This is a genomic window from Bradyrhizobium sp. YCK136, assembly GCF_044570075.1.
Lineage (GTDB): Bacteria > Pseudomonadota > Alphaproteobacteria > Rhizobiales > Xanthobacteraceae > Bradyrhizobium > Bradyrhizobium diazoefficiens.
The window spans coordinates 1256337-1281751 of sequence record NZ_CP172424.1 but is presented as its reverse complement, the minus strand read 5'-3'; the positions used below and the strand labels follow the sequence as shown (position 1 = coordinate 1281751).

The 25415-nt window shown below is 59.8% G+C and carries 17 protein-coding genes and 4 pseudogenes; 9 read left to right on the top strand and 12 right to left on the bottom strand.

Annotated elements, in window-relative coordinates:
• Positions 1 to 299 precede the first annotated feature (299 nt).
• Positions 300 to 494, top strand: a pseudogene (locus tag ACFLEY_RS06060) (IS5/IS1182 family transposase); the annotation flags it as partial.
• A 392-nt stretch (positions 495 to 886) separates the two neighbouring features.
• Here ACFLEY_RS06060 and ACFLEY_RS06055 read toward each other — a convergent pair.
• Both ACFLEY_RS06055 and ACFLEY_RS06050 read right to left on the bottom strand, forming a co-directional pair.
• The gene (locus ACFLEY_RS06055; RefSeq protein ID WP_018645234.1) at positions 887 to 1093 is read right to left on the bottom strand and encodes a cold-shock protein; all 207 of its coding nucleotides are present in this window, start codon (positions 1091 to 1093) and stop codon (positions 887 to 889) included.
• A gap of 741 nt (positions 1094 to 1834) precedes the next feature.
• Positions 1835 to 3565, bottom strand: coding sequence for a prolyl oligopeptidase family protein (locus ACFLEY_RS06050; protein WP_396604557.1), 1731 nt, complete (start codon positions 3563 to 3565; stop codon positions 1835 to 1837).
• Positions 3566 to 3702: 137 nt separating this feature from the next.
• On the opposite strand from ACFLEY_RS06050, the gene ACFLEY_RS06045 reads away from it, so the two are divergent.
• Positions 3703 to 4832 (top strand): IS3-like element ISRj2 family transposase gene (locus tag ACFLEY_RS06045; RefSeq protein ID WP_129557324.1). Its coding sequence is split into 2 segments (ribosomal slippage): positions 3703 to 3955 and positions 3955 to 4832, totalling 1131 coding nucleotides; the frame shifts between segments, so codons are not numbered across the junction.
• A gap of 254 nt (positions 4833 to 5086) precedes the next feature.
• Here the strand turns inward: ACFLEY_RS06045 and ACFLEY_RS06040 are convergent.
• Positions 5087 to 5799: pseudogene (locus tag ACFLEY_RS06040) on the bottom strand (IS5 family transposase).
• 178 nt (positions 5800 to 5977) lie between these two features.
• Complete coding sequence (ltrA, locus tag ACFLEY_RS06035; RefSeq protein WP_060909086.1) at positions 5978 to 7453, bottom strand: group II intron reverse transcriptase/maturase; 1476 nt, start codon at positions 7451 to 7453, stop codon at positions 5978 to 5980.
• A gap of 234 nt (positions 7454 to 7687) precedes the next feature.
• On the opposite strand from ltrA, the gene ACFLEY_RS06030 reads away from it, so the two are divergent.
• The 6 genes from ACFLEY_RS06030 to ACFLEY_RS06005 all read left to right on the top strand — a co-directional run bounded on the left by ACFLEY_RS06030 (position 7688) and on the right by ACFLEY_RS06005 (position 13245).
• The gene (locus ACFLEY_RS06030; protein ID WP_171901125.1) at positions 7688 to 7825 is read left to right on the top strand and encodes a hypothetical protein; all 138 of its coding nucleotides are present in this window, start codon (positions 7688 to 7690) and stop codon (positions 7823 to 7825) included.
• 885 nt (positions 7826 to 8710) lie between these two features.
• Positions 8711 to 9739, top strand: coding sequence for an IS110 family transposase (locus ACFLEY_RS06025; protein WP_060908347.1), 1029 nt, complete (start codon positions 8711 to 8713; stop codon positions 9737 to 9739).
• Positions 9740 to 9802: 63 nt separating this feature from the next.
• Positions 9803 to 10027: a hypothetical protein gene (locus ACFLEY_RS06020; protein WP_396604556.1), complete on the top strand. Its 225-nt coding sequence runs from the start codon at positions 9803 to 9805 to the stop codon at positions 10025 to 10027.
• A gap of 547 nt (positions 10028 to 10574) precedes the next feature.
• Positions 10575 to 11918 carry an IS1380-like element ISBdi2 family transposase gene (locus ACFLEY_RS06015; protein WP_396604555.1) on the top strand — a complete coding sequence of 448 codons (1344 nt, stop codon included), beginning with the start codon at positions 10575 to 10577 and terminating at the stop codon, positions 11916 to 11918.
• Between the two features lie 219 nt (positions 11919 to 12137).
• Positions 12138 to 12857, top strand: coding sequence for a hypothetical protein (locus tag ACFLEY_RS06010; protein ID WP_129557388.1), 720 nt, complete (start codon positions 12138 to 12140; stop codon positions 12855 to 12857).
• A 34-nt stretch (positions 12858 to 12891) separates the two neighbouring features.
• Positions 12892 to 13245, top strand: coding sequence for a hypothetical protein (locus ACFLEY_RS06005; RefSeq protein ID WP_129557389.1), 354 nt, complete (start codon positions 12892 to 12894; stop codon positions 13243 to 13245).
• 639 nt (positions 13246 to 13884) lie between these two features.
• On the opposite strand, the gene istB is transcribed toward ACFLEY_RS06005, so the two are convergent.
• The 5 genes and pseudogenes from istB to ACFLEY_RS05980 form a co-directional block, all read right to left on the bottom strand.
• Positions 13885 to 14652, bottom strand: coding sequence for an IS21-like element IS1631 family helper ATPase IstB (gene istB, locus ACFLEY_RS06000; protein WP_038952109.1), 768 nt, complete (start codon positions 14650 to 14652; stop codon positions 13885 to 13887).
• A 4-nt stretch (positions 14653 to 14656) separates the two neighbouring features.
• Positions 14657 to 16414, bottom strand: coding sequence for an IS21-like element IS1631 family transposase (gene istA, locus ACFLEY_RS05995; protein WP_100214066.1), 1758 nt, complete (start codon positions 16412 to 16414; stop codon positions 14657 to 14659).
• 376 nt (positions 16415 to 16790) lie between these two features.
• A protein-coding gene (locus tag ACFLEY_RS05990; RefSeq protein WP_110115998.1) for an IS5 family transposase occupies positions 16791 to 17551 on the bottom strand; the annotation gives its coding sequence in 2 pieces (ribosomal slippage) (positions 16791 to 17212 and positions 17212 to 17551; 762 coding nt in all).
• Positions 17552 to 17640: 89 nt separating this feature from the next.
• Complete coding sequence (locus ACFLEY_RS05985; RefSeq protein ID WP_129557390.1) at positions 17641 to 17997, bottom strand: hypothetical protein; 357 nt, start codon at positions 17995 to 17997, stop codon at positions 17641 to 17643.
• A 221-nt stretch (positions 17998 to 18218) separates the two neighbouring features.
• Positions 18219 to 19560: pseudogene (locus ACFLEY_RS05980) on the bottom strand (IS1380-like element ISBdi2 family transposase).
• Between the two features lie 602 nt (positions 19561 to 20162).
• Between ACFLEY_RS05980 and ACFLEY_RS05975 the strand changes: the two are divergent.
• Positions 20163 to 20708, top strand: coding sequence for a hypothetical protein (locus tag ACFLEY_RS05975; protein WP_011084665.1), 546 nt, complete (start codon positions 20163 to 20165; stop codon positions 20706 to 20708).
• Positions 20709 to 20859: 151 nt separating this feature from the next.
• Here the strand turns inward: ACFLEY_RS05975 and ACFLEY_RS05970 are convergent.
• The 3 genes and pseudogenes from ACFLEY_RS05970 to ACFLEY_RS05960 all read right to left on the bottom strand — a co-directional run.
• Positions 20860 to 21656, bottom strand: a pseudogene (locus ACFLEY_RS05970) (IS1380 family transposase); the annotation flags it as partial.
• Positions 21657 to 21847: 191 nt separating this feature from the next.
• Complete coding sequence (locus ACFLEY_RS05965; RefSeq protein ID WP_014498653.1) at positions 21848 to 22387, bottom strand: GNAT family N-acetyltransferase; 540 nt, start codon at positions 22385 to 22387, stop codon at positions 21848 to 21850.
• 1152 nt (positions 22388 to 23539) lie between these two features.
• Positions 23540 to 24886, bottom strand: a complete 1347-nt coding sequence (locus tag ACFLEY_RS05960; protein ID WP_396604962.1) for a citrate-proton symporter — start codon at positions 24884 to 24886, stop codon at positions 23540 to 23542.
• Positions 24887 to 25415: the final 529 nt, after the last annotated feature.

Here is a 25415-nt window from a genome sequence, read left to right as displayed (position 1 = left end):
AGGATGAGGAGCCCCATTTCCAGCCACGAGAGGCCGAGCCGGAGGCGTCCAAGGGCGGGCTCGGCAGGGCCACGCAACAAGCTGGTGGAGCAACTGGCCGCGCAGCGGTGACTTTGGCGCTTACTCCAATCTGTCTATCGAAGTGGATGGTTTGACCAATCCCAATACAATTCACGAGCGTAACGTTCATCCTCGAAAGTCTTTGTGCGAGGTACGCCTCTAGCAGGCAGTTGAAAAACGTGCTCGCCGCCGACCAGCGACCGTGATTCATTGGCTCCGACGAGATTCGGAAATGATGCGTGCGCGGCGGCGACAATCGAACGGGCGAGCTGTTCAGCTACGTCGATCTCGAGGCTCGGGTGCGGCGTGACCATCCGCTGCGAGCGATCCGGACGATCGTGAACGAGGCGCTGTCGACGCTGGAGCGCGAGTTTGCCGCGCTCTATTCGCCGATTGGGCGGCCGTCGATCCCGCCGGAGAAGCTGCTGCGGGCGTGCTGTTGCCTCAGCGCAGCCGGCCAGTATGGTCCATAACGGACGAACCCGGTTGTGCGAGCACCTTCATGAGCTACATGCATCACGCCTGGACAGGGGAGCACCAGCCCGGCTGGCGTGCACTTCCCCGGCGCGTTGGTCACGAGCGTACGGTTCGGGGCGCAGGAATATCTTGCCACGCCCACACTGCGATCCGCTCGCAACTCTAGTAACTCTGACGGCAGTGATCGGTGGACGGCCTCGGGAGATCAACGCTGTCATGCGGTTTGCGAGACAGCTCATGACTGGAAGAGACCGTCGAAAAGCCAAACGCACGGCGCGCCCCGACAAGGCATCGCCGGACAGGTGCGAGAACACGCTTTGCAGAGAGCAGTTTCCGGAGGCGAGTCGGATCAGCCAACCCGAAGATCCTCAGCTGACATCTTGCCCGAACGCCCGGCCTTGAGCTGATAACTTACCCGAGCCCCCTCTTCGAGAGTGGTGTAACCGGCCCTTTCGACGGCACCGATGTGCACGAAGACATCGGGACCTCCGTCCTCAGGCCTGATGAACCCATAACCTTTGGTCGAGTTGAACCACTTCACAATACCCATTGCCACGGCGGCATCTCCATAGTGAACCGTTGTGATCTAGCGAAGAGTCTGCAGGCCATCAAGATGGTCGGCAAGACGCCAGCGTCGCTGCGCTGGTCACATGCTCGTTTTTTTATCGCATGGTCTATCTGCGGCCGCATTGTGCAAACGACAGAAAGCGCCGTGACGTCGACCACACTTCGATTCAAGGCTTCAGGATCCGGATGACGTTTTGACCTTCGCTTCACTCGTCGCGCGCTAGCGGCTTACAGAAGAGTTGCAGAGCCTCGAACACGCCGCGCTCATCCGGAGCCGAGCTAAAGCGAATGGGATTGATCGTCGTTGAACGACAGGGCGGCCGTGAACTCCTTCGCGCAGCCTGGGATCAGGATAATCAATCCGCGCCATGCCTGCATTGAGCTACGTGACATGCTTTCTCAAGCACGAAGACAGTCCCAGAGCTGCGCTTTAGCTGTTCGCGTTTAGATATTAGCCGCACGCCGGCCATGTCGGACGAACAGGGGTCTGCGAGACAATCCTCAAGGAAGCGCATCTGGCAACTTACCGCCCGCTCGTCATGTTGTGGTTGGACGCCAGGAAACCCGCTCGCCAGCGGTGGAGGCTGTTCAAACCGGTAACTTGCGCATCTGACGACCTTCATCGCGTCTGCCGGCAGCTCATCAGCTCTCTCGCCTTGGGTTCGATGAATTCAGCTGAGCACCGTGAATACGTTGAGATAACCAATGGTCTCAGCCCGCTGACCGAATTTTACTCAGAACAAAGCCGCCTCGATGCATAGGTGTATTCAAGGGCCAGTTGACGCGCATATTCCCTGAGGTTGGCGGCGGCGCTGTGCCCCCCGTCGATGTTCTCGTAATAGAAGTAAGGCTGGCCCAGCGCGGCGAGCTTCGCGGCAGCTTTGCGGCCGTGCGCTGGATGCACGCGGTCGTCTTTGGTGGAGGTAAGAATTAGGGGAGCGGGATAAGTCTTGCCCGCCATCAGCTTCTGGTAGGGCGAGTAGCCTTCGATCCACGCACGCTGCTCGGCAATGGCAGGGTCACCGTACTCGCCGATCCAGGAGGCGCCTGCGCCCAGTTTGGTGTATCGAAGCATGTCAAACAGTGGCACCTTGATGATGGCCGCGTTGAAGAGTTCGGGACGTTGGGTGATTGCGGCGCCAACGAGCAGGCCGCCCTGGCTGCCGCCAATGATTCCGAGCCGGCTCGGACTTGTGATCTTCCGGCGGATCAGGTCCTCGGCAACGGCAATGAAATCATCCCATGTCGTCTGCTTCGTTGCCGTCTGGGCCGCTTGATGCCATTGTGGGCCAAACTCGCCGCCCCCACGCAGGTTCGCCACGACATAGGCATTGCCCTGTTCGAGCCAGAGCCGTCCCACCGGTCCCAGATAAGAGGGCAGAAGCGAAGCCTGGAAACCGCCATAGCCATAAAGAAGTGTCGGGATCGTCCCGTCAAATCTTGCGTTCTTCGGCCGCACCAGAAAATAGGGAATTGACGTGCCATCACGCGAAGTGGCTTCGAGCTGCTCCACGATATGATTGGACGCATCGAAGGCAGCCGGTGTCGTCTTCAACTCCTCAAGGCTTTTGCTTTCGACATCAAAATACCAGACTGAGGTTGGTCTGAGATAGCTCGAGACCGCGAACATGGCTCGGTCCGTTTCATCGGAGGTGGCTAACAGGCTGACATTTGCATGTTCCGGCAGCGGGATGGGCGTCGCGGACCAAGCTCCGTGATCGTACTTATAAGCGAACGCTCTGCTCTGAACGTTCTCAAGGATCGTCAGGATCAACAAATTCTTTGTGGCGCCTAACCCGCTCAGGGCCTGGCGGGGCCCAGGTTGGAAGACGAGCGAGGCTTTGGCACGCATCGGATCCTGTTTCCATTCGGCCAGATCATACGAAATCAGCGATCCGGCGGCGAAGCTGATATCGCCTGGCGGCCTCCAATCTTCATCAAGCCTTACAAGCAGGTGACCACCCACTAGACCGATCATCGCGGCCTTCTTCGGCAGATTGAGCTTGACGGGCCCATTGGGGCGGAAGACCACATACTCGGACTCGAAAGAGCTGATTGCGCGGATCGCGCCGGTCTCATGAATGTTGCCCTCGCTGTCACGAAGCACGAAGGGGGACATCGAAACGTCGGTGGGCTCGCCACGAAAGATCTCGCGAGCCTCACTGAGCGGCTGAGCGCGTTTGAGCTCCTTCACCACAAAGGGGTAGCCGGCTTGCGTCAAAGTCCCCTCGCCCCAGTCACGTGCAACAAGGAGTGTGTCACGATCGACCCAGCTGACGAGCTGCTTGCCCTCTGGGAGATAAAAGCCATCCGCAACGAAGGTCTTGGCGTCGCAGTCGAATTCTCGTATGGACGCGGCATCCTTGCCGCCATCGGAAAGACTAATCAGGCAGAGGCGCTCTTCAGGCGGAAGGCAGCTGCTACCTTGAAAGATCCAATTCCTGTTCTCGGCGACCGCCAAGGCGTCCACGTCGAGAATGGTTTCCCACTGTGGGTCTTTGCTACGATAGAGAGCTGGCCCCGCAAATTCGGACAGTAGCTTGAGTGGATTTTCTGCCTGACAGCGGCGAGGATTCTTGCTGCGAATCAGGAGCGAAGATGACGAAGAAGAGCCGCCGGACGCATTCTCCGGCATTCAAGGCGAAGGTTGCTTTGGCTGCGGTCAAAGGCGACAAGACACTGGCGGAGCTGGCGCAACTGTTTGATGTTCATCCGAACCAGATCACGATCTGGAAAAACCAGCTCCTGGAAGGCGCCGCCGGCGTGTTTGGGCATGACAAGACATCGGCCGAGACGCCGGTCGATTTGAAGGCGTTACATGCCAAGATCGGCGAGCTGGCGTTGGAAAACGATTTTTTGTCCGGCGCGCTCACCAAGGCGGGCCTGCTGAGCGCAAAGCGATGATCGACCGCGGTCATGATCTTTCTATCGTGCGCCAGGCGAAGGTCCTGAAGCTGGCTCGCAGCACGGTCTACTATGAACCTCGGCCAGTTTCGGCCGAGGACCTTGCCTTGATGCGTCGGCTCGATGAGCTGCATCTCGATTATCCCTTCGCGGGAGCGCGTATGCTGCGATCGTTGCTGCGGCGGGAGGGCGTATACGCCGGTCGCCGCCACATCGCGACGCTGATGAAGCGCATGCGGATCGAGGCGGTCTATCGTCGCCCGAACACGAGCAAGCCGGCTCCGGGTCACAAGATCTACCCGTACCTGTTGCGCGGATTGAAGATCGAGCGGCCCGACCATGCGTGGGCAATGGACATCACCTACATTCCGATGCGGCGTGGCTTCGTCTATCTCGCGGCGGTCGTCGATGTGTTCAGCCGACGGGTCCTGGCCCATCGCGTCTCGATCACAATGGAGGCGGCCTTCTGCGTCGAAGCGGTCCAGGAGGCGTTGGCGAAGCACGGCAGGCCCGAGATTTTCAACACGGATCAGGGCAGCCAGTTCACCAGCCTCGAGTTCACCGATGTGCTGCTGGACGCGAAGATCGCCATCAGCATGGACGGCAAGGGCGCCTGGCGCGACAACGTGTTTGTCGAGCGGCTCTGGCGCACGGTCAAATACGAAGAAGTTTATCTCCGCGCCTACGACAGCGTGTCCGAGGCGCGAGCGTCAATTGCCAAGTATCTGGCCTTCTACAATCAGGGACGCCCTCACTCGAGCCTTGACGGGCGCACGCCCGACGAGGCTTACTTCGGCACGCAAGCTATGGTGATGGCCGCATGACCGTCGCCGACGGTTTTGTCGTCGCTCTGGTCGGGCTACGCCCTCCCGACGCAACGACAAAACCGTAAAGCCCCGCGTTCAGCATAACCCGGCAGGAATCCACTTAAATCCAGCGGGGCGCTGTCCAAACAACCGGGGCCAGCTCTGTGACGCAAGTGCGTTCGGGCTCATGTGTCGACACCATGTAACCGACTGTGGCCTGCCCTGGACCGTACCCGTCAGATTCAACAACACGCTCTAGGGTCTGTTTGGATTCATCTTGAATTTGTCACGGCGGCGGTGAGATTGATCATTGCTTCGAAGCTGAGGTCAGTTTTGTCGGCTCGCATAGCGATCCGCTTGAATTCCTTGAGCTTGCAGAAGAGGTTTTCGATCAGGTGCCGCCATTCGTACATTTCCTTGTCGATGGCGAGAGGATTTGCGCGCCGCGGGTGCTGGGAGATGACAACCTTGGCGCCGCGTGCGTCGAGGTCGGCGATGATTGCGTTACTGTCGAACGCCTTGTCTGCAATCCGCGCATCGAAGGCCAGCCCTTCGATCAGCGGCGGGACACCGACCGTGTCAAAGCGCTGCCCAAGCAGCAGCACGAAGCGCACGAGATTGCCGAGCGCGTCGGTCAGTGCCAGGATTTTGGTGGTCATTCCACCTTTCGAGCGGCCGATGGCCTGGTTTTGCGTCCCCCTTTTGCGCCCTGTCCGTGGCGGTGGACTTTGACGATGGTGGCATCGACCATGACATATTCCATGTCCGGCTCGTCTGAAACCGCATCAAACATGCGCTTCCAGACGCCCGCCTTCGCCCAGTCGCGAAAGCGCGTGTACGCAGTTATCCAGTTGCCGAAGGCGCGCGGAAGATCGCGCCACGGACTGCCCGTGCGGGCAATCCACAGCACGGCTTCGACAAACAGCCGGTTGTTATTGCCGCTCCGGCCGGGATCGCCCGGCTTGCCAAGACACAGCGGCTCCATCTTCGCCCATTGGGCGTCAGTCAAAACGAATCGGTCCATCCCAAGCTTGAATCACAACCAAGCCAGGATGAGAATCCTAATAAAAAGCCCAATTCTAACAATCTGTTCGCGGTAGGGACACCCATCACTGGGCGCCCCCCGCGCAGATCCCGGCGAGCCCAATTAAGGCACCGGGCTCCTACCTCGGGTGTTTGACGGCGAAGCGCAGCTTCGGCCATGGATGAAGGATGCGAGCCTTGGGGAGCCAGTCATCGGTGATCTGCGTTATGCGATCCCAGGTCAGACAGGTCCGCTGACTGCGCCGCCGAAGCGTCCGCCTCCAGAGATCGGTCAGATAGAACCGAAACGCATTGAGCGCTCGGCCATTCGTCGGGACAGCAAAGTACGCAAAGTGGCCGGTCAAGACCTGCCTCAGCCATTTCCCTTGTGCAGGGATCGGCCAGTGCATTCGGCGCCTTAGCTCCTCCTTGATTTCGCGGAGTTTGGTTCGCAAGCGGTCGCTACGGGTCTTCCGTTGAAGCTGGAAGCGCCCTTGGCGTGATTTGCCGCAGATAAACGTGAACCCCATGAACGCAAAGGTTTCCGGCTTTCCGAGTCCGCGCTGCTTGCGTTGAGCCGCCGCATGGCGACCAAACTCAATCAGGCGGGTCTTGGCCGGGTGGAGCGTCAGCTCGAACTCCTCCAGTCTCGCGCGCATCGCGTCAAGGAAACGACGTGCGTCATCCTCGCGCTCAAAGCCGACTACTACATCGTCCGCGTAACGCACGATGATCATGCCGCCGGAGACCTCGCGCTGTCGCCAGCGTTTGGCCCACAGGTCGAGAGCGTAGTGCAGGTAGATGTTGCCCAGAAGCGGTGAAATCACCGAACCTTGACCCGTTCCCCTGTCATCAGCGGCTACGACGCCGTCTTCGAGAACACCCGCCTTCAGCCATTTCTGAATGAGGCGGATGATGCGCTTGTCGCCGATCCTATGTTCCAAGAAGCGAACCAGCCAAGGTTGACTGACTGCGCCAAAGAAGTTTTGGATGTCGGCGTCAATGATCCAGTTCACGTTCCGCGTCTCGATCGCTGTGCAGAGCGCGTCCAACGCATCATGTGGTCCTCTGCCGGGCCGAAACCCGTAGGAAAAGCCACAGAAGTCTCCTTCGTAGATGGCGTTGAGCACGATGACGGTGGCGCCCTGGACGATTTTGTCTTCGAGAGCCGCGATCGCTAACGGGCGCTGCTTGCCGTCTGCCTTTGGTATGTACGTCCGGCGAGACGGTTGCGGGCGATACGCTCCTCGTTGGACCCGTTTGTGCAGATCGGCGAGCCGGGGCTCGAGATCTTCCTCGTAGTCCTCCCACGTCATGCCATCCACTCCGGGAGCAGCCTTACGCCTGAGCGCAAAGAACGCCGCCCGCAGTGTATCGACATTGATGTGGTGAAAGAGCGCGGTGAACCGGTCCTTCTTCCTCAGCCTTGCGGCTGTCCGTACGCGGTCCAGCGACTGGGTCATGCGAGCCCGGCCCTGTGTCCGGTGCATGCGCTGCTGTTCCGCGTTTCCCTTGGTCCCCGGCCTTGGCTCCGCCCACTCCGCCGCCAGTAATCCGGCTTTGTTCGTTGGCTTCTCAGCTACTATGCCAGAGTCAGACTTCTCCGTGTCGTGCATCAGCGGCTACAGCTCCTCGCCTTCCCGCTGCGGACCATCTCCTCCGAGAAGGAAGATGGCCGACCCGGAGATATCCCGGTTCCCGTACAAGGAGCTTCCATACATGCCAGGGTCTACGACCACGCCGGGTTGGACGGGTGCTCGCGTTTGCGCACTCGCCCATATTGCCTTCCGCTCTTTGGACAGCGTCGGCTCCCGAGATAACACTGTTTCGCGGCTCAATGGCTGGCCTGCATGCTCCCCTACCGACGCTTCGCCGACACCCTCGCGGACGCCTGCGCACGGCTCGGGGCCGATGTGGTTCGCTACACCTTCATCGCAATGGACTTCCACCATCTATTCCTTGCCGGTCTCCCGGCGCACCCAAAGTAGTGTTAGGGCGCGGATTCATTAAGGCGCAGCCATAGCCTGACTGACGCGAGTTGAACGAAGGCAAGGTAGTTGTCCTGACATCTGCTCCATTTTTTGATCTTCGCATCCAATGCCGGCGAGCCCGGGTGGATGGTCTCGTTGCTCGATGAGTTGGCCCGACACTTCTCGAGATTACCGCCTACGAAGAAAACGGCCAACGAAACCCTCCTCACCCAGGCAACCCGGAAAGATCCCGAGCCATTCTGATGGCGAGGACACAATGACGCTGGCGCCTGCCATAGGCAATCCGCTCCTCCCGCCCGGGCGGGAGTCGAAAACTCCGGCTGGAAGCCGGGGTTTTCTTTTGTGCTATTATAGGCACCAGCTCTCGTAAACCGCCGCCAGTACAGTGCACCTCACGGCTTGAGCCGAATTGGCTTGGGCTTCGTTCCGTCCAAGGCTCGATCGTAAGCCGCAGGTGTCGGTTGGTCTGCGCTCTGCTCCACCTCAAATGGATTGGTAGAGATCTCACGTCACATGAAGTCTCCATCCGAGTCGGGCTCTGATGAAGGTTCATCATCGCTCGACGCTTTGGAGAGATACATCGAAGAATTGGTTGCGCGCTGCCATTCACCATCCCTATATCTCCACTGTTTGGACTGGGTGGGATCAAGTACCATATCATCGGGATCCACATGAACGAAGCCCAGTTGTTCTGCACGGGCTCTCGCTTCGTCATTGGCTGGACGCCAGTTCACTAGCGGCCGTTCGCCGTCTCGCCCTAGTTGGTGCTCGAGCAGAATATCGCCGGCGTTACCGACGAGCGGATGTGCTGGTGTGGACGGCCTCTCATCCCCACGGTTCTATGGCGCTGTCAGCGTCACAACTAGATGAGAGGAAAGTCTGATGAATCTTCCTGTTCGCATCGGTATGGACACTTCCAAGTCGGTTTTCCAGCTTCATGGTGTTGATGAGAATGAGGTGGTGGTGGTCCGCCGCCAGTTCCGGCGAGCCGAGATGATCCGCTACTTCGAGCGGCTTCCACCGGTTCTCGTCGCCATCGAGTCCTGCGGCAGCTCGCATCATTGGGCGCGCCTGCTGCAGTCGTTCGGTCACGAGGTGAAGCTGATCCCCCCTCAGTACGTGAAGGCTTACGTGAAGCGCGGCAAGAACGACGCGGCCGATGCCGAAGCGCTGTGCGAGGCGGTCACCCGGCCGAGTATGCGGTTTGTACCGATCAAATCGAGGGAACGGCAGGCGGCCTGCATGTTAATGACTGTGCGGGAACGCCTGGTCAGCGTGAAGTCGCAGCTTTCCAATGCTTTCAGGAGCTATGCGGCTGAATTTGGCATCGTCGGCCCCGCCGGTCGGCAGAATGTCGCGCAACTTATCAAACGGGTACTCGAGGATGACAGCTTGCCGGAAATGGCAAAGGATCTCTTCCGACTCCAAGCAGAGGAATATGCCGCGGTCGAAGCCCGCCTGGCAAAGATCGAAGCCAAGCTGATGAGGTGGCACCGCGACGATGATGTCAGCAGGCGGATCGCGACGATTCCCGGCGTCGGTCCGATTGGGTCGTCCATGCTAAGCATGAAAGCGCCGCCGCCCGAGACCTTCAGATCGGGTCGCGACTTTGCGGCGTGGCTCGGGCTGACACCTAAGGATCATTCAACTGGCGGCCGGCAAAGGCTTGGCGGCATTACAAAGGCTGGAGATTCTATACTGCGATCGACGTTGATCGTCGGTGCGACCGCACTGCTGAGGCATATTCGAAAGGGCCGTCATAAGCCCACACCATGGCTCGCTTCGCTGCTCGAGCGAAAGCCGCCAAAGTTGGTCGCGGTGGCCTTGGCCAACAAGTTTGCCCGCATCGCTTGGCGCTTGATGATATCGGGCGGCGTGTACAAGCAGCCGGTAGCCGTCATGCCGACTTGATCTGAAATCGGCCCGCGAGCAGGTTGCTCGGCGGATTGCCCACGAACTTGCAGGACGCAGTAGATGGAAGGACCGATCGGTCGATACGCGCGAGCTTCCGAAGATTACACTGGCAACAAGAATGTCGCCCATGTGCTTGGAGCGCGCGTAGCGAACACCATCTCGGCCAGCGGGCTTTGTCCGCGCAAACAGGCCGGACATCTGATAGCAAGCGATCTGGCCAAAGTCTGCTACAATCCTGACAAGTGGGGGGCCGTCCACATCTGCAATCTGAAAATCCACGATTGACGTGACATCAGTCCGTCCGGGAAACAGTTCTCGCCACCGCTGGCTGGTGAAACCAGTCGCCATAGGAAATCCGGCTTCCGTTCTTTGGAGGCCGACGCTCGTATTTCCTAGTTGATAGCTGTAATATCGCGCGGCATCGGAATCCCTTCGGATCGCGAAACTTCTGGCGGTATCCGCGGTGCGACTAGCTCTTTCGGATACAAATTCTGAGTATTCCTGCGGATTTTTGGCGATACGATCGATTTCTTCACCATGAAAGCTCCTCACCCGTTCCCGGAATTCGGCCCGCTTGATCTCAATAACGGGAGGTCTTGAGTTGAGGTAATAACTCGGCTGCGAGGATGAGCTGGCACCCGAGTCCTGCAATCCCATTCTACGGAACGCGTCCGCAAAATCGTCGGCATTCCTGTGCTCCGGGGAGCTAACCTGTCTTATTCGTAAGAGGCGCCCGAGAGGCTGGCGAGCGTGGTGTAAAGCGCTGATACGGCGTAGGATTCGGTTGTGAAGCCAACCCCATCACCTCCAACCGCGAACGCCACGCCCCGCCATGACCGACGATACGATTCCGCCCTTCTCGTTTCCAGCCATTCACGCCAAGAAAGTCACAGCTGCCTTCGATGGTGGGCGCCTAACCTCGAACGGGGGCGTGATGCTTCTGGCGATGGCCGAGCGGCGTCTCGGCTTGGCCGACAATCTGGCCCGGGTGTTCCCGGATCGGCGCGATCCGACGCGGGTCGTGCACAGCCTTGTCGATATGTTCCGCGCGCGCATGTTCGCGATCTGCTGCGGCTACGAGGACGCCGACGACCTCGATCATCTGCGGTCCGATCCCGCATTCAAGCTGGCCTGCGGACGGCTGCCGGACACGGGCCGCGATCTGTGTTCCCAACCGACGCTGTCGCGGCTGGAGAATGCTCCGCGCCTGCGCGACGTGATCCGACTGACCTACATTTTGGTCGACGCATGGATGGATAGCTACCCGCGCGAGCCGGCATCCGTCACGCTCGACATCGATGATACCTGCGATGTCGTCCACGGCCATCAGCAGCTCTCGCTGTTCAACGCTCATTATGACGAACGCTGCTTCCTGCCGATCCACGTCTACGACACGGAGAAGAGCCGTCCCGTGGCGGTCGTGCTGAGGCCCGGCAAGACGCCGGGCGGCGTCGAGGTGCGTGCCCTTCTGCGCCGCCTGGTACGGCATATCCGGACGCGGTGGCACAACACGCGAATTACGTTCCGTGGCGACGGGCACTATGCCCGGCCGGAGGCCATGGCGTGGTGCGAGACCAACGGCATCGACTACATCTTCGGTCTGTCCGGCACCAAGCCTCTCGCCAGAAAAGTCGACGAGGTCGCCGACGACATCCGCACCCGACGCGCCATCGAGAACCTGCCGGTTCTGCGTGGCTATACCGAGACGCGCCACAAGGCAAAGTCCTGGGATCGCGAACGGCGCACCGTCGCCCGTATTGAGGCGACGATGCTCGGCCTCGACATCCGTTTCGTCGTCACCAGCCTCGATGTCGGCTCGGCCGAGTGGATCTACGACAGCCTGTATTGCGCGCGCGGCCAAGCCGAGAATCTGATCAAGCTGCATAAGACGCAGCTCGCCTCCGACCGCACCAGCTGCCGTTCGGCGCTCGCCAACCAGGTCCGTCTCCTGCTCCATACGGCCGCTTATTGGCTGATGCTGACCGTGCGCGAGGCCATTCCCAAAGTCCGGGAATTGGCCGCTGCCGAGTTCGCGACGCTGCGTCTTCGGCTCTTGAAGCTCGCCGCCCGTGTGGTCGAGACCTCGAGCCGCATTCGCCTTGCGTTTGCCGCGGCATGTCCCGAAGCCGACCTGATCCGCTGCTTGCCCGGCGCGCTGCTCCCGCTCGGTCCGTAACCGACCGGGCCTGCGCCCGCTCACCCGCCCCACTCCTCCATCGCCTACAAAACAGCTTGATGTAGAACCCGGTGAGAAAAGGCCGGACGGTCACCCACGCCAGCCGCCAGCCCCCGTCAGACGTCAAGAACGACCGTGCTCTCGTGAATAGATCGGGCTAAATCACTATTCCCTCGCGCCCCGACTGTTGTATGTATAAAAACGGGAGGGGCAAAAGCAATGCAAGCACAGGAAGCAGCGCGGATATTTCATGATTGGGCGTCAATCGAGGGAATGTTGCCCGAAGGACCGGTCACCTCCGTCCAAATAACCAACGCCGAGAAGGCACTCATTTCGCCCGTTACGGATCTCGGCAAGCAGGTGCTTCGAACAAAGCAGATTTTGAGCGTAGGCTTCAACGAGGCCGCCTCTGAGATCGTTGTCTTTACAAAGCGTGCAGCTCCGACGACCAAACGTCACAAAGCTTCCTTACCGCAGAAGATCGAAAATGTTTCGATCGTGTATCGACAAGGAGTGCAGAACCCTGTCGGCCCAGATTCGTTGCCATTTTCAGGACCAACGTACGCTGTTCGCAACGTCGGTGGTCAGAAGTTCTATACGTGCGGCAGTTCGATCTCTGTCGGAAACAACCGAGAGGCAGGAACGTTAGGCGCGATTGTTCGCGATTCATCTGCCAAACAGTACGGTCTGACCAACAATCACGTATCTGGAAGTTGTAGTTTTGCGCCGGTTGGATTGCCTATTTTGGCGCCGGGTATCGTCGATGTCGTGCCTGGCAATCTTTCTCCATTTACAATCGGTTTTCACTCTGTTGCGCTGAAGATGGCGCCGGGCTCGGCGGACAATGTGAGAGCTGGCCCCGTCCGAAAACCTCGATGGCGCGATTTTCGAATTATCCAGCCACGCGCGTGTTTCATCCTTTCAGGGATCGGTCTATGATACGCCTGCGCAGGCTGGCGCGCTGACAGCCAATATGAACGTCGAGAAGGTTGGGCGCACAACAGGTCATACGCACGGCAGAGTGCTGGGCCAAATGCATGGCCCGCATCCTATACAGTACAGCGCTGCGATATACGGCTTTAGTGGAATTGTGCGGTTTGACCCCGTGTTTGCTATTGTCGGGAATGGGCAGCTGTTTTCCGATAGTGGGGATTCTGGATCGCTGATAACCGCGATCGACGGCAACGGGGATCGAATCGGCGCGGGAATTGTTGTCGGGGGTATGAATGATGGCTCGGCGCCCGGCGGCAAAATAACGATTGCTTTACCGTTATTGCCCATCCTTCAAGCGTTTGGCGTATCTCTGGTATCGGGGTACAACACATGAAGATCGATGACGCGGCAAGAGAGCTGCAACGCAGCATACAGGCTCCATCCGGAGCCGTGAGCACATTGGCGTGTGACCGCGTCATCCGCCTATATATCGAACCCTCCTATTGGGGACGCATTTCAGTCCCGTCCACCTATGAGGGCTTTCGAGTGGTTGCCACCGAACGGTCGCCAACGCTCGCGTTCGCCAATTAGTCTCGACTATCGACTGATACGAACATCGCCGTATTCCCCCTCGATCGGCCGCTCACCATCAAAATCTGTGTGGGCGAGTAGGGCGCCGACCGTAGCATAGCGAGCCCCGCCACCGCGGGAAGGGTGCCAGGGGGTTGCCCGCGGGCATCCGTCGCCATTTCGCTTCGGGCTTGAGCGTTCAGACTGGGCCGGCCCTTCGCAAAGTGCTCGCAAACGCGCTCGTGTTGCTTGACCATCACGGCGGTCAGCATTTTTATGGCTGCTCGTTCCGCTTCGAAGCCACGTAACTTCGCAAAGGTGGAACGCAGTTGCTGCAACATCGAGGAATGGTCGCGAGCCCAAAGTCCTGTGAAGGCCTCATCCACGCCCCCGCGGGTCACTTCAAATTCCTCCGGGTGTGGTCAGTCAAATTCCTCCACCCGCGAGGCAGGACAAGGGACTGTTAGTTTGAGTTTGTTTCCCGGGCAAGAGCTTCAGCGGCTTCTTTGAGCCGATAGCTGCGTCCGTCGAACTCAAGCAGATGGCAATGATGCATAAGGCGATCGAGGATCGTCGTGCTCATAGTGTTGTCCCCAAGGTATGCCCCCCAATCCTGCACGACGCGATTGGAGGTGACGATGACGCTGCGGCGCAGTTTGTAACGCTGATGGATCAGGGTCTGCAGCAAAGTGCCGGCGTCGTCGGGGATGGCGCGTGCGAGGAATAGATCGTCCAGCACGAGGAGATCGCAGTCGATGATGGTTCGCAGCCGGACCTCGCGTTGTGCCGGAGAGTTCAGGGCGTAGCGGTGAAAGAAGTCGTCGGTCTCAAGATACTGGACCTTGTGGCTTTGCAGGATCGCCTGATAGGCAATCGCCTTGGCGATGTGCGACTTCCCGGTGCCAGGTTTGCCAACAAGCAGAGCGTTCTCGCCAGCGGCAATGAACGCCAGGGTGTGGAGCTGGAAGCAGGTCTGACGTGGCAGTTTGGGATTGAAGGACCAGTCGAACTCGGCGAGCGTCAGCTTTTCGTCGAGCCCGGATTGCTGGTATCGCCGCTCGATAAGACGGGACTGACGACGGTCCAGTTCATCCTGCAGGATAAGGGAGAAGGTCTCGAGGAAGGGCTGGTTGGCGCCCTGCGCCTGGAGCACGCGCGTCTGCAGCGTGTCGCGGACACCCGACAGGCGCAGCTGTCGTAGGCAACGCTCAATTTCCGGCATGGTCATCATGTGGCTAGGTCTCCAGTTTAAGGTGAGAAGGTGCAGCGGGAGCGCTCGTGGCGCCGGAGTTGGCCGGGGTTGCGCAGGCGACACGAGCGCGGATTGCCGTGGCGTGATCGTCGTGAGCCTCGGCCTGCCGACCATTGTCGTCGGCGTCGCGCCGCACAGCGCGGCTGAAGAGGTCGCCGTATTCCGCGGGGGTACGGATCAGCGGATGATCCTGGGTGAGCGGCGATGCCGGCTGTGGCGTCACTCCAACCTGCTCGATCGCCTGTTCGAACAACCGCTCGACGGTCGCACGCACGTGCTTGTAGCGGTAGATGCGGTTGTCGATGGCGTGCGCGCAGGCCTGCTCGACCAGCCGCGCCGGATACTTCCGGCCCAGCCCGACAATGCCCCACATCGCGCGCTGTCCGGGGCGCCCTTCGGTGTCGAACACCTGCTGGCACAAGGCCCTGGTCTGCGGTCCGATGCGCTCGGCGCTCGCCAGCAGCACGGCGGTTTGCCGCGACGGGTTGAACGGCCGTTCGCTGGTCGGCAGGACGACAGAACCGGGGTGCGCCATCCGGGAATGAACACGCAGCAGCGCACGGGTGTGGCGATCACGGATCTCGATCGTGGTGGTGTAGATGCGCACGACGACCTGGCTGCCGATCGGCGCGGGCCGCGCGGCGTAATAGCTGTTGTCGACGCGTACGGTGGTGTCGTCGCAGACAGTCCGGACGACTTCGGTGAAGATGCGGAAGGGAGCGACAGGCAGCGGCCGCAGGTGCGGCTTCTCTTCCTGGAACATCGCCTCGACCTGACGGCGCGTGCTGCCGTGGATGCGTTTGGAAGCCCAGTTCTCCTCCCAGTGCCTCAAGAACTCGTTTTGCGCCTCCAGCGTCTCGAAGCGCCGTCCGGCCAGCGCAGTGCCCTGGGTATGTTGAATCGCATTCTCGACGCATCCTTTCCGATTTGGATCGGCCACGCGCGCGGGATCGGCGACCACGGCGTAATGAGCCAGCATCGCGCTGTAAATCGGGTTGAGCTGGGGCTCGTACAAATCCGGCTTGAGGACGCCTTCCTTCAGGTTGTCGAGCACGACATAGCTGGGGACCCCGCCAAAATACCGGAACGCCTCTTCGTGGAGCTGCGCCCAGACTTGTTGGCTGGACTTCCAGACTACCCGCCGGAAGCTGCGCCGCGAGTAGCGTAGCGTCATCACGAACAGGCGGGGACGACGGTACCGCCCGCTCTTCGGATCAACCGTCGGCGCGCCCTCGCCATAGTCGACCTGAGCTTCCTCGCCGGGGAGGAACTCAAGACGATCAAACTGCTCAGGATCAGCGTGCCGCAACCGGCGCACAAACCGCTTGACACTCTGGTAGCTGGACGGAAAGCCAAATTGATCAACCAGGTCCTGGTAAATCGCCTGCGCGTTCCGCTTCAGCCGGACCTGTTCTTCGATCCACGTCCGATGCGCTTCGCAAGCCGAACGGGCCAGGCTGCTGGTGACCGTCGCTTCCGATGTCCCAAAAGCCGGTGGTCGGGGTGGAGGAATTTGGCCGTCCGCGCTCACCGAGCCGGTGGTCACTTCCCCGGGGGAATTTGCCTCCGCACCGGCCCGCAGCGCCTGATAACGCCGGATCGTCTTGCGATCGACACCCGTCAGCCGGTGAATCTCGCGCTGGCTGGTGTTGCGATCAAGTAATGTAAGTACGGTGCTTTGCAGATGTCGCTTCAAGACGTTCAACTCCCCGGCCCCTTGCTGGCTAAAGGGGTCGAACATAAACGTCCTGCCTGACCGGCTACTGCTGTTCAGCGGCGCTGACGGCGATCATCAGGTGGGGGAGTTTCAAGTGACCATACCCGGGGGATTTTGACCGACCCACGGGGTCCACGCTGAGCATCGGAACAACCACATGTTTCTCGTAGTCGTTCCGGGACATATTGCCGGCAATCTTGAACGCGACTGCACACGCCCTGGTTATTGATGAGAGCCGCTGAAACTGACGAGCAACGGCCACATGATTGTCGGCTGATATAGCACGTTCCATTAGTTTGAGGCTGCGCTCGAGTTCACGGCAGAGTACGAACAAGCCTTGATGACCAGTAATCCAGTTGGTGAGGGCTTCGCCGGCATGGGCCTTCCTTAGGGTCCAGACTCAATTGAGCCAATATGCGACGAGAGCGGCGAGATGAACAGCGGCCAAAAAATTACGGGCGAGCTTGTCATATCGCGTGGCGATGCGCCGGAAGTCCTTGAGCCTGCAAAAGCAGCGTTCGATGACATTTCGTCCTTTGTAGGCGCGTTTGTTGAAGCGATGGATGACGACACGGTTAGATTTATTGGGGATTACGGGCTTGGCGCCACGACGAATGATTTCGCCGCGAAGCTTGTCGCCATCATACCCTTTGTCGGCGAGGAGCACGCTCATGGGTGGCGCGAGCGCCAGGACATCGGGAGCCGCAGCGATATCGGCATCCTGGCCTGGAGTCAGATGCAGGACGACCGGCCGGCAGAGCGGATCGCTCAGCGCATGGATTTTTGTCGTGCGGCCTCCGCGCGAGCGGCCGATTGCTTGATTGTGCTCCCCCCTTTTCCGCCGGAGGCACACCGGTGAGCTTTAATCGAGGTCGAGTCGAGCGACAGTACGACGCCGTCTTCGCCAGGCTTGGCCAGCGCTTCGAAGATTGCGCACCATCGTCCTCGCTTGGCCCAGCGATTGAAGCGATTGTAGATCGTCGTGTAAGGGCCGTATTCACGTGGACAATCACGCCATCGTGCACCCGATTGCAGCATGTGAATGATGCCGCTGACGATGCGTCGGTCGTCGTCCCGATCCGGCCCCGTCAGTCCCCTCGGCAGATGCGGTTCGATACGCGCCCATTGCCTGTCGTTCAGCCAAAACAAACCAGCGCGCATTCTCTCGCCCCCGAATCAACACGTAGGCAAGAGAATCACGTGGCGCTATTTAGGTACAGACCCTAGTTCCTCGTACTTCATAGGGCCATTCATATTCGTTCTCCGTAGTTTTCTACAATCGATTGAACGGCCTCGCCCAGAATCGCTTCCTCTACATCTGTTATGACCTTCTTGGAGTTCACAAGCGCGGCGCATTCACCCATGTTTCGAAGAAGCGCCACTAATCCGGCCAGGTCTGAATCTTTTTGGATACGCTCGACCAAGAAGAACCAGTCGTAGCGATCCATTTTGGAGCCTGAACTCGGCACCTTGTCCTCAAGAGCGACTGCGTTCACATCGGCGCCGAGAATGAGCCTCAAAGATGTCATTTGGCCTATGAGAGATGGCGAGGAGTTTCTAATGGTCTCGACTACCGCCTGCGCGCGATCTGGCGACAGATGCCTCATCAGGTCCGCCGATACCTCGATTGGAAGCATTAGATGTGGCATGCCCATAACTTCGCCTTTCTAGCCCGATCTATTCACGAGAGCACGGTCGTTCTTGACGTCTGACGGGGGCTGGCGGCTGGCGTGGGTGACCGTCCGGCCTTTTCTCACCGGGTTCTACATCAAGCTGTTTTGTAGGCGATGGAGGAGTGGGGCGGGTGAGCGGGCGCAGGCCCGGTCGGTTACGGACCGAGCGGGAGCAGCGCGCCGGGCAAGCCGCGGATCAGGTCGGCTTCGGGACATGCCGCGGCAAACGCAAGGCGAATGCGGCTCGAGGTCTCGACCACACGGGCGGCGAGCTTCAAGAGCCGAAGACGCAGCGTCGCGAACTCGGCAGCGGCCAATTCCCGGACTTTGGGAATGGCCTCGCGCACGGTCAGCATCAGCCAATAAGCGGCCGTGTATGGAGCACGAGACGGACCTGGTTGGCGAGCGCCGAACGGCAGCTGGTGCGGTCGGAGGCGAGCTGCGTCTTATGCAGCTTGATCAGATTCTCGGCTTGGCCGCGCGCGCAATACAGGCTGTCGTAGATCCACTCGGCCGAGCCGACATCGAGGCTGGTGACGACGAAACGGATGTCGAGGCCGAGCATCGTCGCCTCAATACGGGCGACGGTGCGCCGTTCGCGATCCCAGGACTTTGCCTTGTGGCGCGTCTCGGTATAGCCACGCAGAACCGGCAGGTTCTCGATGGCGCGTCGGGTGCGGATGTCGTCGGCGACCTCGTCGACTTTTCTGGCGAGAGGCTTGGTGCCGGACAGACCGAAGATGTAGTCGATGCCGTTGGTCTCGCACCACGCCATGGCCTCCGGCCGGGCATAGTGCCCGTCGCCACGGAACGTAATTCGCGTGTTGTGCCACCGCGTCCGGATATGCCGTACCAGGCGGCGCAGAAGGGCACGCACCTCGACGCCGCCCGGCGTCTTGCCGGGCCTCAGCACGACCGCCACGGGACGGCTCTTCTCCGTGTCGTAGACGTGGATCGGCAGGAAGCAGCGTTCGTCATAATGAGCGTTGAACAGCGAGAGCTGCTGATGGCCGTGGACGACATCGCAGGTATCATCGATGTCGAGCGTGACGGATGCCGGCTCGCGCGGGTAGCTATCCATCCATGCGTCGACCAAAATGTAGGTCGGATCACGTCGCGCAGGCGCGGAGCATTCTCCAGCCGCGACAGCGTCGGCTGGGAACACAGATCGCGGCCCGTGTCCGGCAGCCGTCCGCAGGCCAGCTTGAATGCGGGATCGGACCGCAGATGATCGAGGTCGTCGGCGTCCTCGTAGCCGCAGCAGATCGCGAACATGCGCGCGCGGAACATATCGACAAGGCTGTGCACGACCCGCGTCGGATCGCGCCGATCCGGGAACACCCGGGCCAGATTGTCGGCCAAGCCGAGACGCCGCTCGGCCATCGCCAGAAGCATCACGCCCCCGTTCGAGGTTAGGCGCCCACCATCGAAGGCAGCTGTGACTTTCTTGGCGTGAATGGCTGGAAACGAGAAGGGCGGAATCGTATCGTCGGTCATGGCGGGCGTGGCGTTCGCGGTTGGAGGTGATGGGGTTGGCTTCACAACCGAATCCTACGCCGTATCAGCGCTTTACACCACGCTCGCCAGCCTCTCGGGCGCCTCTTACGAATAAGACAGGCTAGATCCTTCCGCGAGTTTCATCGAGCCCGCACAACTGCACTGGAGGCGATTCAAACAAACCACGGCCGCAGACCAAGAACTTGGTTCCTGTCGCAAGCTCTGATCAAGACCAGCCACAGCTCGGATCGGCAGGGAGACTGCGTGCCTTTGCGCGGTGCGACACCGCCTTACCGGCAGGAGCCTGGCAGATCAGCCGGGACGCTGAAGGTTGTATCAGCGCTTGAACGGAGTGCTTTTAATCTCATATAGCGGCTGCCTCATCCGCCAGATTTGTTCCCCCCCAACTGATAACGTGGTTGCCGTCTGCGCGAATGTCGTCGCTCGCGCGCTAGGCTCTCTGGCAGGCGAGACAGAAGCCGACGCCACGAGGTGGGTCGCTAGCCATCCCGCCGAGAGACTCCTAACGCGACGCCAACCGCACTCCAAACATCCGCCGTTGTTGCACCTTTACTCGCGTCGGATCATCCCCGAAACGACCCGTGATCGCACCTACCAGGCTTGGTGGGACGGCAAGGGTAATGGGCTGCTGCGGGCAGAACTGCTTGTGGTTGTCGCGTCTGCAATTGCCTGAGAAGAGCTTGGAGCCTGACGAGCTTGCAATGCGTTATGCCGAGAAGACCCCGTCCAATGCCAGGAAATGCCTGACGCACGTGCGAGGAAGAAGCAGCAGCACCGGGCGCGCCGAGGAAACCATGCACGAACTTCAGCCGCAGCTAAGAAAAGCGATTGGGCATGGCGGGCGACACCAAATCGGAACGGTGGGCGAGATCGAGCGGAAACCAGCACACCCATGGCATTCCCCATCCTTCATTCAAAGCTCCTGCATTCTTGAAGAAGCCAGCAATCCTGAGAGTGCGACGAATCTGTACGATATCGATCAATCGGAGAGCCTGCAGCGAAGTCCGTCCAAGATTTCACGGACGTCTCCTATGGTCACGTCTCCGCGCCTGGCCGTCGTTCGAGTCGGCGCGCATCATGTGCACATGCACAAACCTCCTAACAATGCTAGCCCGTCCTATTCGTGAGAGTGCGGCTTTGGGGCCCGATTGATGCGGCCGAACATCTTGTCTGACGAGGCGCACAGGATTGCCTTCGGCTTTTCACCGCCTGACGACCCGTACTTTGCAACGCGCTTGAGGTATAGGTTGGGCGAACGGGGGGCGGACGCCCCGCCGGTCAAGGACCGAGCGGCAGCAGCGCACCTGGCAAGCAGCGGATCAGGTCGGCTTCCGGACAGGCCGCGGCGAACGCAAGGCGAATGCGGCTCGTGGTCTCGACCACACGGGCAGCGATTTTCAAGAGCCGAAGACGCAGCGTCGCGAACTCGGCAGCGGCCAATTCCCGGACTTTGGGAATGGCCTCGCGCACGGTCAGCATCAGCCAATAAGCGGCCGTATGGAGCACGAGACGGACCTGGTTGGCGAGCGCCGAACGGCAGCTGGTGCGGTCGGAGGCGAGCTGTGTCTTATGCAGCTTGATCAGATTCTCGGCTTGGCCGCGCGCGCAATACAGGCTGTCGTAGATCCACTCGGCCGAGCCGACATCGAGGCTGGTGACGACGAAACGGATGTCGAGGCCGAGCATCGTCGCCTCAATACGGGCGACAGTGCGCCGTTCGCGATCCCAGGACTTTGCCTTGTGGCGGGTCTCGGTATAGCCACGCAGAACCGGCAGGTTCTCGATGGCGCGTCGGGTGCGGATGTCGTCGGCGACCTCGTCGACTTTTCTGGCGAGAGGCTGGTGCCGGACAGACCGAAGATGTAGTCGATGCCGTTGGTCTCGCACCACGCCATTGCCTCCGGCCGGGCATAGTGCCCGTCGCCACGGAACGTAATTTGCGTGTTGTGCCATCGCGTGCGGATATGCCGTACCAGGCGGCGCAGATGGGCACGCACCTCGACGCCGCCCGGCGTCTTGCCGGGCCTCAGCACGACGGCCACGGGCCGGCTCTTATCCGTGTCGTAGACGTGGATCGACCGCCATCGAAGGCAGCTGTGACTTTCTTGGCGTGAACGGCTGGAAACGAGGATGGCAGAATCGTATCATCGGTCATGGCGGGCGTGGTTTAAGGTGATGGGGTGGCTTCGCAACCGAATCCTACGCCGCATCAGCGCTTTACACCACGCTCGCCAGCCCTCAGGCGCACTCTTACGAATAAGACGGGCTAGCGCTCCATCTCGCCCATAAGAATTTCATCTGAGACGTATCGTGGATTGGAAATGACAGTCCGCATTTCCGCATTCTTGCCCTCGTCCGCAAACCGGAATCCCTTCTTGTAGAAAAATGCTGAAGCTCCTTCATCTTGAGAGAGAAGGGATAGCTTGGAAAGGCCCGCGGACTGCCTAGTATGATCGGCGACTTCAATCATAGCCGTCCCGACCCCTTTGTACCTCGACCGGCCGAGATTTTCTATGCTGAGAATTCGCAAACTGTTGCGCCCCGGCGCCACGGTCATCGCTCCCACCTTATTGCGTTCATTGGCATCAGTAAACAAAGAAACACTTTGGGCGTTGCCAATATTGCTACTTACTCTGTGTAGGCGGACTGACACACCTGTCCTCTTGTCAAAAGCGGAAGACGCTGGTCCAGCAGCTAAAGCGGCCGTAAAAGCAGCACCATCTGCGCCAGAAGTGCCGGCCAGCGCATCGCGCTGCTGGTCCACACTTTGCCCGTCGGAGGGCCAGTTGTTGTAATTGGTTCTCATCACAACGAGCTACTATTTGGACGAGCTGACAGAAAGCTGACAAAGCCGACGCATGAGCCGGTCCTTTACGAATAAGACGGGCTAGCGTAATGATACTCATCGTAGGATGGAACATGCGACATATTGTTAACTCGATCGTCCATGACGACCACACTCCTATGCCGGTTGCATTGTGTTTCAGGTCGTTAGACCTGACTCCGCAGATAAGCAGCTTAGCTGTCCGTAAGCTGACGCCGAGAAATTAACGGAAAACTAGGTGTTTGGCCCCGGCATTTCTGCAGCGGATTGAGTTTGAATCGTTCCGGCTGGGAAGTTCAATCCTGAATCCAAACAGACCCTAGTCGGGTGCTCCGAGAAATGCATCGACGGAGGTGCGACGAGCATCCGATCATAAGTAGGTCTACAGGTTCCGAGCGGGTAGACGGAGCGATGCGGTGATGGCCGAACTTATCCATTCGGTCGATAGATCTGATCAAGAAAATCAATTTTACCGATTGTAGCGTCGTCATATAGACCGTCACCACGGCTGGGGCTAACCTAGGGAAGCGATCTCTCAATGAAGAAGTCAGTTTTGGTGACGGCGAGCGCCCTCGCACTTGCGACCGCGGCGGTACCTCCATTTGCTGCAGAAGTTGCCGCGCAACCGCTCACCTCCAGCGTGCAGGTAGCCGATACATCGTATCCTCAGTGCGCCGATGACCCATTGAATGGTATCTGCGATCTGTTTTTTTGCTTGACCGATCCCGCGTGCGTGCTGCACTGACGACGGAAAACAATCAAGCAGAGAATGAGGATCGAGCCTCGTGCGGCCGCTGCTCCGTCAGCGGCCGCATCCTTATGCCGTTCGTTTACGCTGGCGGATGGTGCGAGCCGCGCCTTCTTGTTCTCTAAAGATGATCAGAGTCATTGCTCACTCCAGCCGGCGGGTGACGGCAGCCCGATCGCTCAACTGCAGCATCGGCGAACGTTGGGTAAACGGAGAAAGCCGTTTCAGACCGCGACGCTGCCGTTACGGCCGGAACTCCTTCACGATGTCAAGCTGCGCCAGTTTTCAGGATAGATTGCTGTTCGGGCTAGCCCCATACCGTGCTCCTGCTCGATGTTCGCATTTCGGACGTCACAGATGTCATCCTTACCTGTTCGGCTAAGCTACTAGGGCGGCGATCGTGCCGTTACAGATGTTCGTCTATGGTTTCGCTCGAAATTGAGTGGCGCCGTCTCCGGCATCATCACCATGGCAAGGAGCCCGGCCGCGCTCGCGAAAAGCATGTACCAGGCGGGCGCGAGTGCGCTCCCGGTCAAGTAGATCAGCCATGTGACGACCAGTTGAGCTGTGCCTCCGAAAATGCCTATGGCAAAAGCGTAAGTCGTCCCGAAGGCGCCACCACGAATGTTCCTGGGCAAACTCTCGGCCATGCTTACGTAGAAGGCGCTATACGGAACCGTTCCGATAAGGGTGAGCGTGCCGAGGCCTCCTAAAAGTGCGAAGGCGCTGCGGCTCTCTGCAATCCACAAGAATACCGGATAGATCATCAGCAACGCGGCTGCCTGCGGCCATATCATGATGCGCCGGCGGCCTGCGCGGTCGGCGAGCAGGCCGCCCAACAGCGCCGCAGCAATGCCTGCCATATTGCTGATGAGCGTGGCGCCGAAGGCGAGAGGCGCGGATACGTGGAGGGTGTTCAAGGCGTAGGTGGTCATATATCCCGTAACGTAAGTAGTGATCGTGCAGCTGGCCAAGATGACGAATCCCAAGCTCATGATGCGGCGAGCGGCGGGCGATCGCCTTACAGGCCGGGTGACCAGAACCGGCGCCTCCGGGCGGAGAAACGTTTCGGGTAGGACGCTCCGCAGCCAAAGTCCGAACGGCAAAGTAACGGCGCCGAGCAACAGCGCGATCCGCCATCCGTATGCATTGAGCGCCTCACTTGTCATGGTGAGCGAGAGTATTTCTCCAACCAACGCTCCAGCCGTCGCAGCGACCTGTTGGCTCGCGGGCTGAAAGGAGACAGCAAGACCGCGGGCTTTGGCTGGTGCCGCTTCCATCAAGTAGGCTGTCGTTGGACCGACTTCGCCTCCGAGAGCAAAGCCCTGCAGCAAGCGTGCGAAGATGGCTAGCAACGGAGCGGCAAATCCTATTGTCTCGTACGATGGCGTAATGGCCAATAATAGGACCGCGACGCTCATCATAGCAAAGCTGGCGGTCATGGCAGGCCGGCGGCCAACCCGATCCGAATAGGAGCCGAGCACGATGGCCCCGATTGGCCTGGTCACAAAACCCGCGCCGAAGGTTCCGAGTGACAGCATGAGGCTGGCGAACTGGTCGGTTGCCGGGAAGAACGCCTGACCGATCTGTATTGCGAAAAAGCTATAGGTGCCGAAGTCGTAGAATTCGAGCATATTGCCGATGGTGGCGCCCAACACCGCCCGGCGCGTTAAGCCTTCGTCTGCCGGACTGGGGACCGGCTCCAGCCTCTCTCGAGTTAATTGCCTCGCCATCCTCAACCTGATCTGGAGCGCGAACCCTGGCCCGAACATTTCCACCAGACACCGGTCGCGCAAAGTTGCAGTCCGCTTGCCCGAACTCGTCCTTCACGGCCATTGCGCCTGTCCACATGTAGCCTGAAGCGCGTCGCTACAAACCTCACGGTAACGTCTGCAATAAGAATGCCTGCCTTTCTGGGCCGATTTGACTTCTGGTCTGATCCCGGGCCTGGCCGGTAAGAGAAATATGAGAACCTGGTGCAGTTGTCGGGCGCCGCAGACATTACGTTGCTGTGGCGGGTTTGCGACAAGACAGGCTGGCGCCGAACATGATCGACGAGGACGCGAGCCACCTCAGCGTCACGCGTTGCGTCCGCTCCTTAAACAGCCAGTCGGGGCTGCGTCATCGCCTAGACGATGCTGCCAATCAACGCGCCCGAGGCGGTCTCTTGCGCGCGAGCAAGATCACCATTCACCAGTGCTCCACTTTCCGTCGCGGCCGGATCGCCAGCGGACGGGCAAACCGCTTTCCCCCGAGCCGCTT

Bases quoted from the DNA above. Each gene is read 5' to 3' on its own strand.
- ACFLEY_RS05965 (WP_014498653.1), bottom strand. From the start codon at position 22,387: ATGAGAACCAATTACAACAACTGGCCCTCCGACGGGCAAAGTGTGGAC.
- ACFLEY_RS06010 (WP_129557388.1), top strand. From the start codon at position 12,138: ATGCAAGCACAGGAAGCAGCGCGGATATTTCATGATTGGGCGTCAATC.
- ACFLEY_RS06005 (WP_129557389.1), top strand. From the start codon at position 12,892: ATGAACGTCGAGAAGGTTGGGCGCACAACAGGTCATACGCACGGCAGA.
- istA (WP_100214066.1), bottom strand. From the start codon at position 16,414: ATGTTCGACCCCTTTAGCCAGCAAGGGGCCGGGGAGTTGAACGTCTTG.
- ACFLEY_RS06030 (WP_171901125.1), top strand. From the start codon at position 7,688: ATGCTCCCCTACCGACGCTTCGCCGACACCCTCGCGGACGCCTGCGCA.
- ACFLEY_RS05960 (WP_396604962.1), bottom strand. From the start codon at position 24,886: ATGGCGAGGCAATTAACTCGAGAGAGGCTGGAGCCGGTCCCCAGTCCG.
- ACFLEY_RS06015 (WP_396604555.1), top strand. From the start codon at position 10,575: ATGACCGACGATACGATTCCGCCCTTCTCGTTTCCAGCCATTCACGCC.
- ltrA (WP_060909086.1), bottom strand. From the start codon at position 7,453: ATGCACGACACGGAGAAGTCTGACTCTGGCATAGTAGCTGAGAAGCCA.
- ACFLEY_RS06020 (WP_396604556.1), top strand. From the start codon at position 9,803: ATGGAAGGACCGATCGGTCGATACGCGCGAGCTTCCGAAGATTACACT.
- istB (WP_038952109.1), bottom strand. From the start codon at position 14,652: ATGATGACCATGCCGGAAATTGAGCGTTGCCTACGACAGCTGCGCCTG.
- ACFLEY_RS05985 (WP_129557390.1), bottom strand. From the start codon at position 17,997: ATGAGGCATCTGTCGCCAGATCGCGCGCAGGCGGTAGTCGAGACCATT.
- ACFLEY_RS06025 (WP_060908347.1), top strand. From the start codon at position 8,711: ATGAATCTTCCTGTTCGCATCGGTATGGACACTTCCAAGTCGGTTTTC.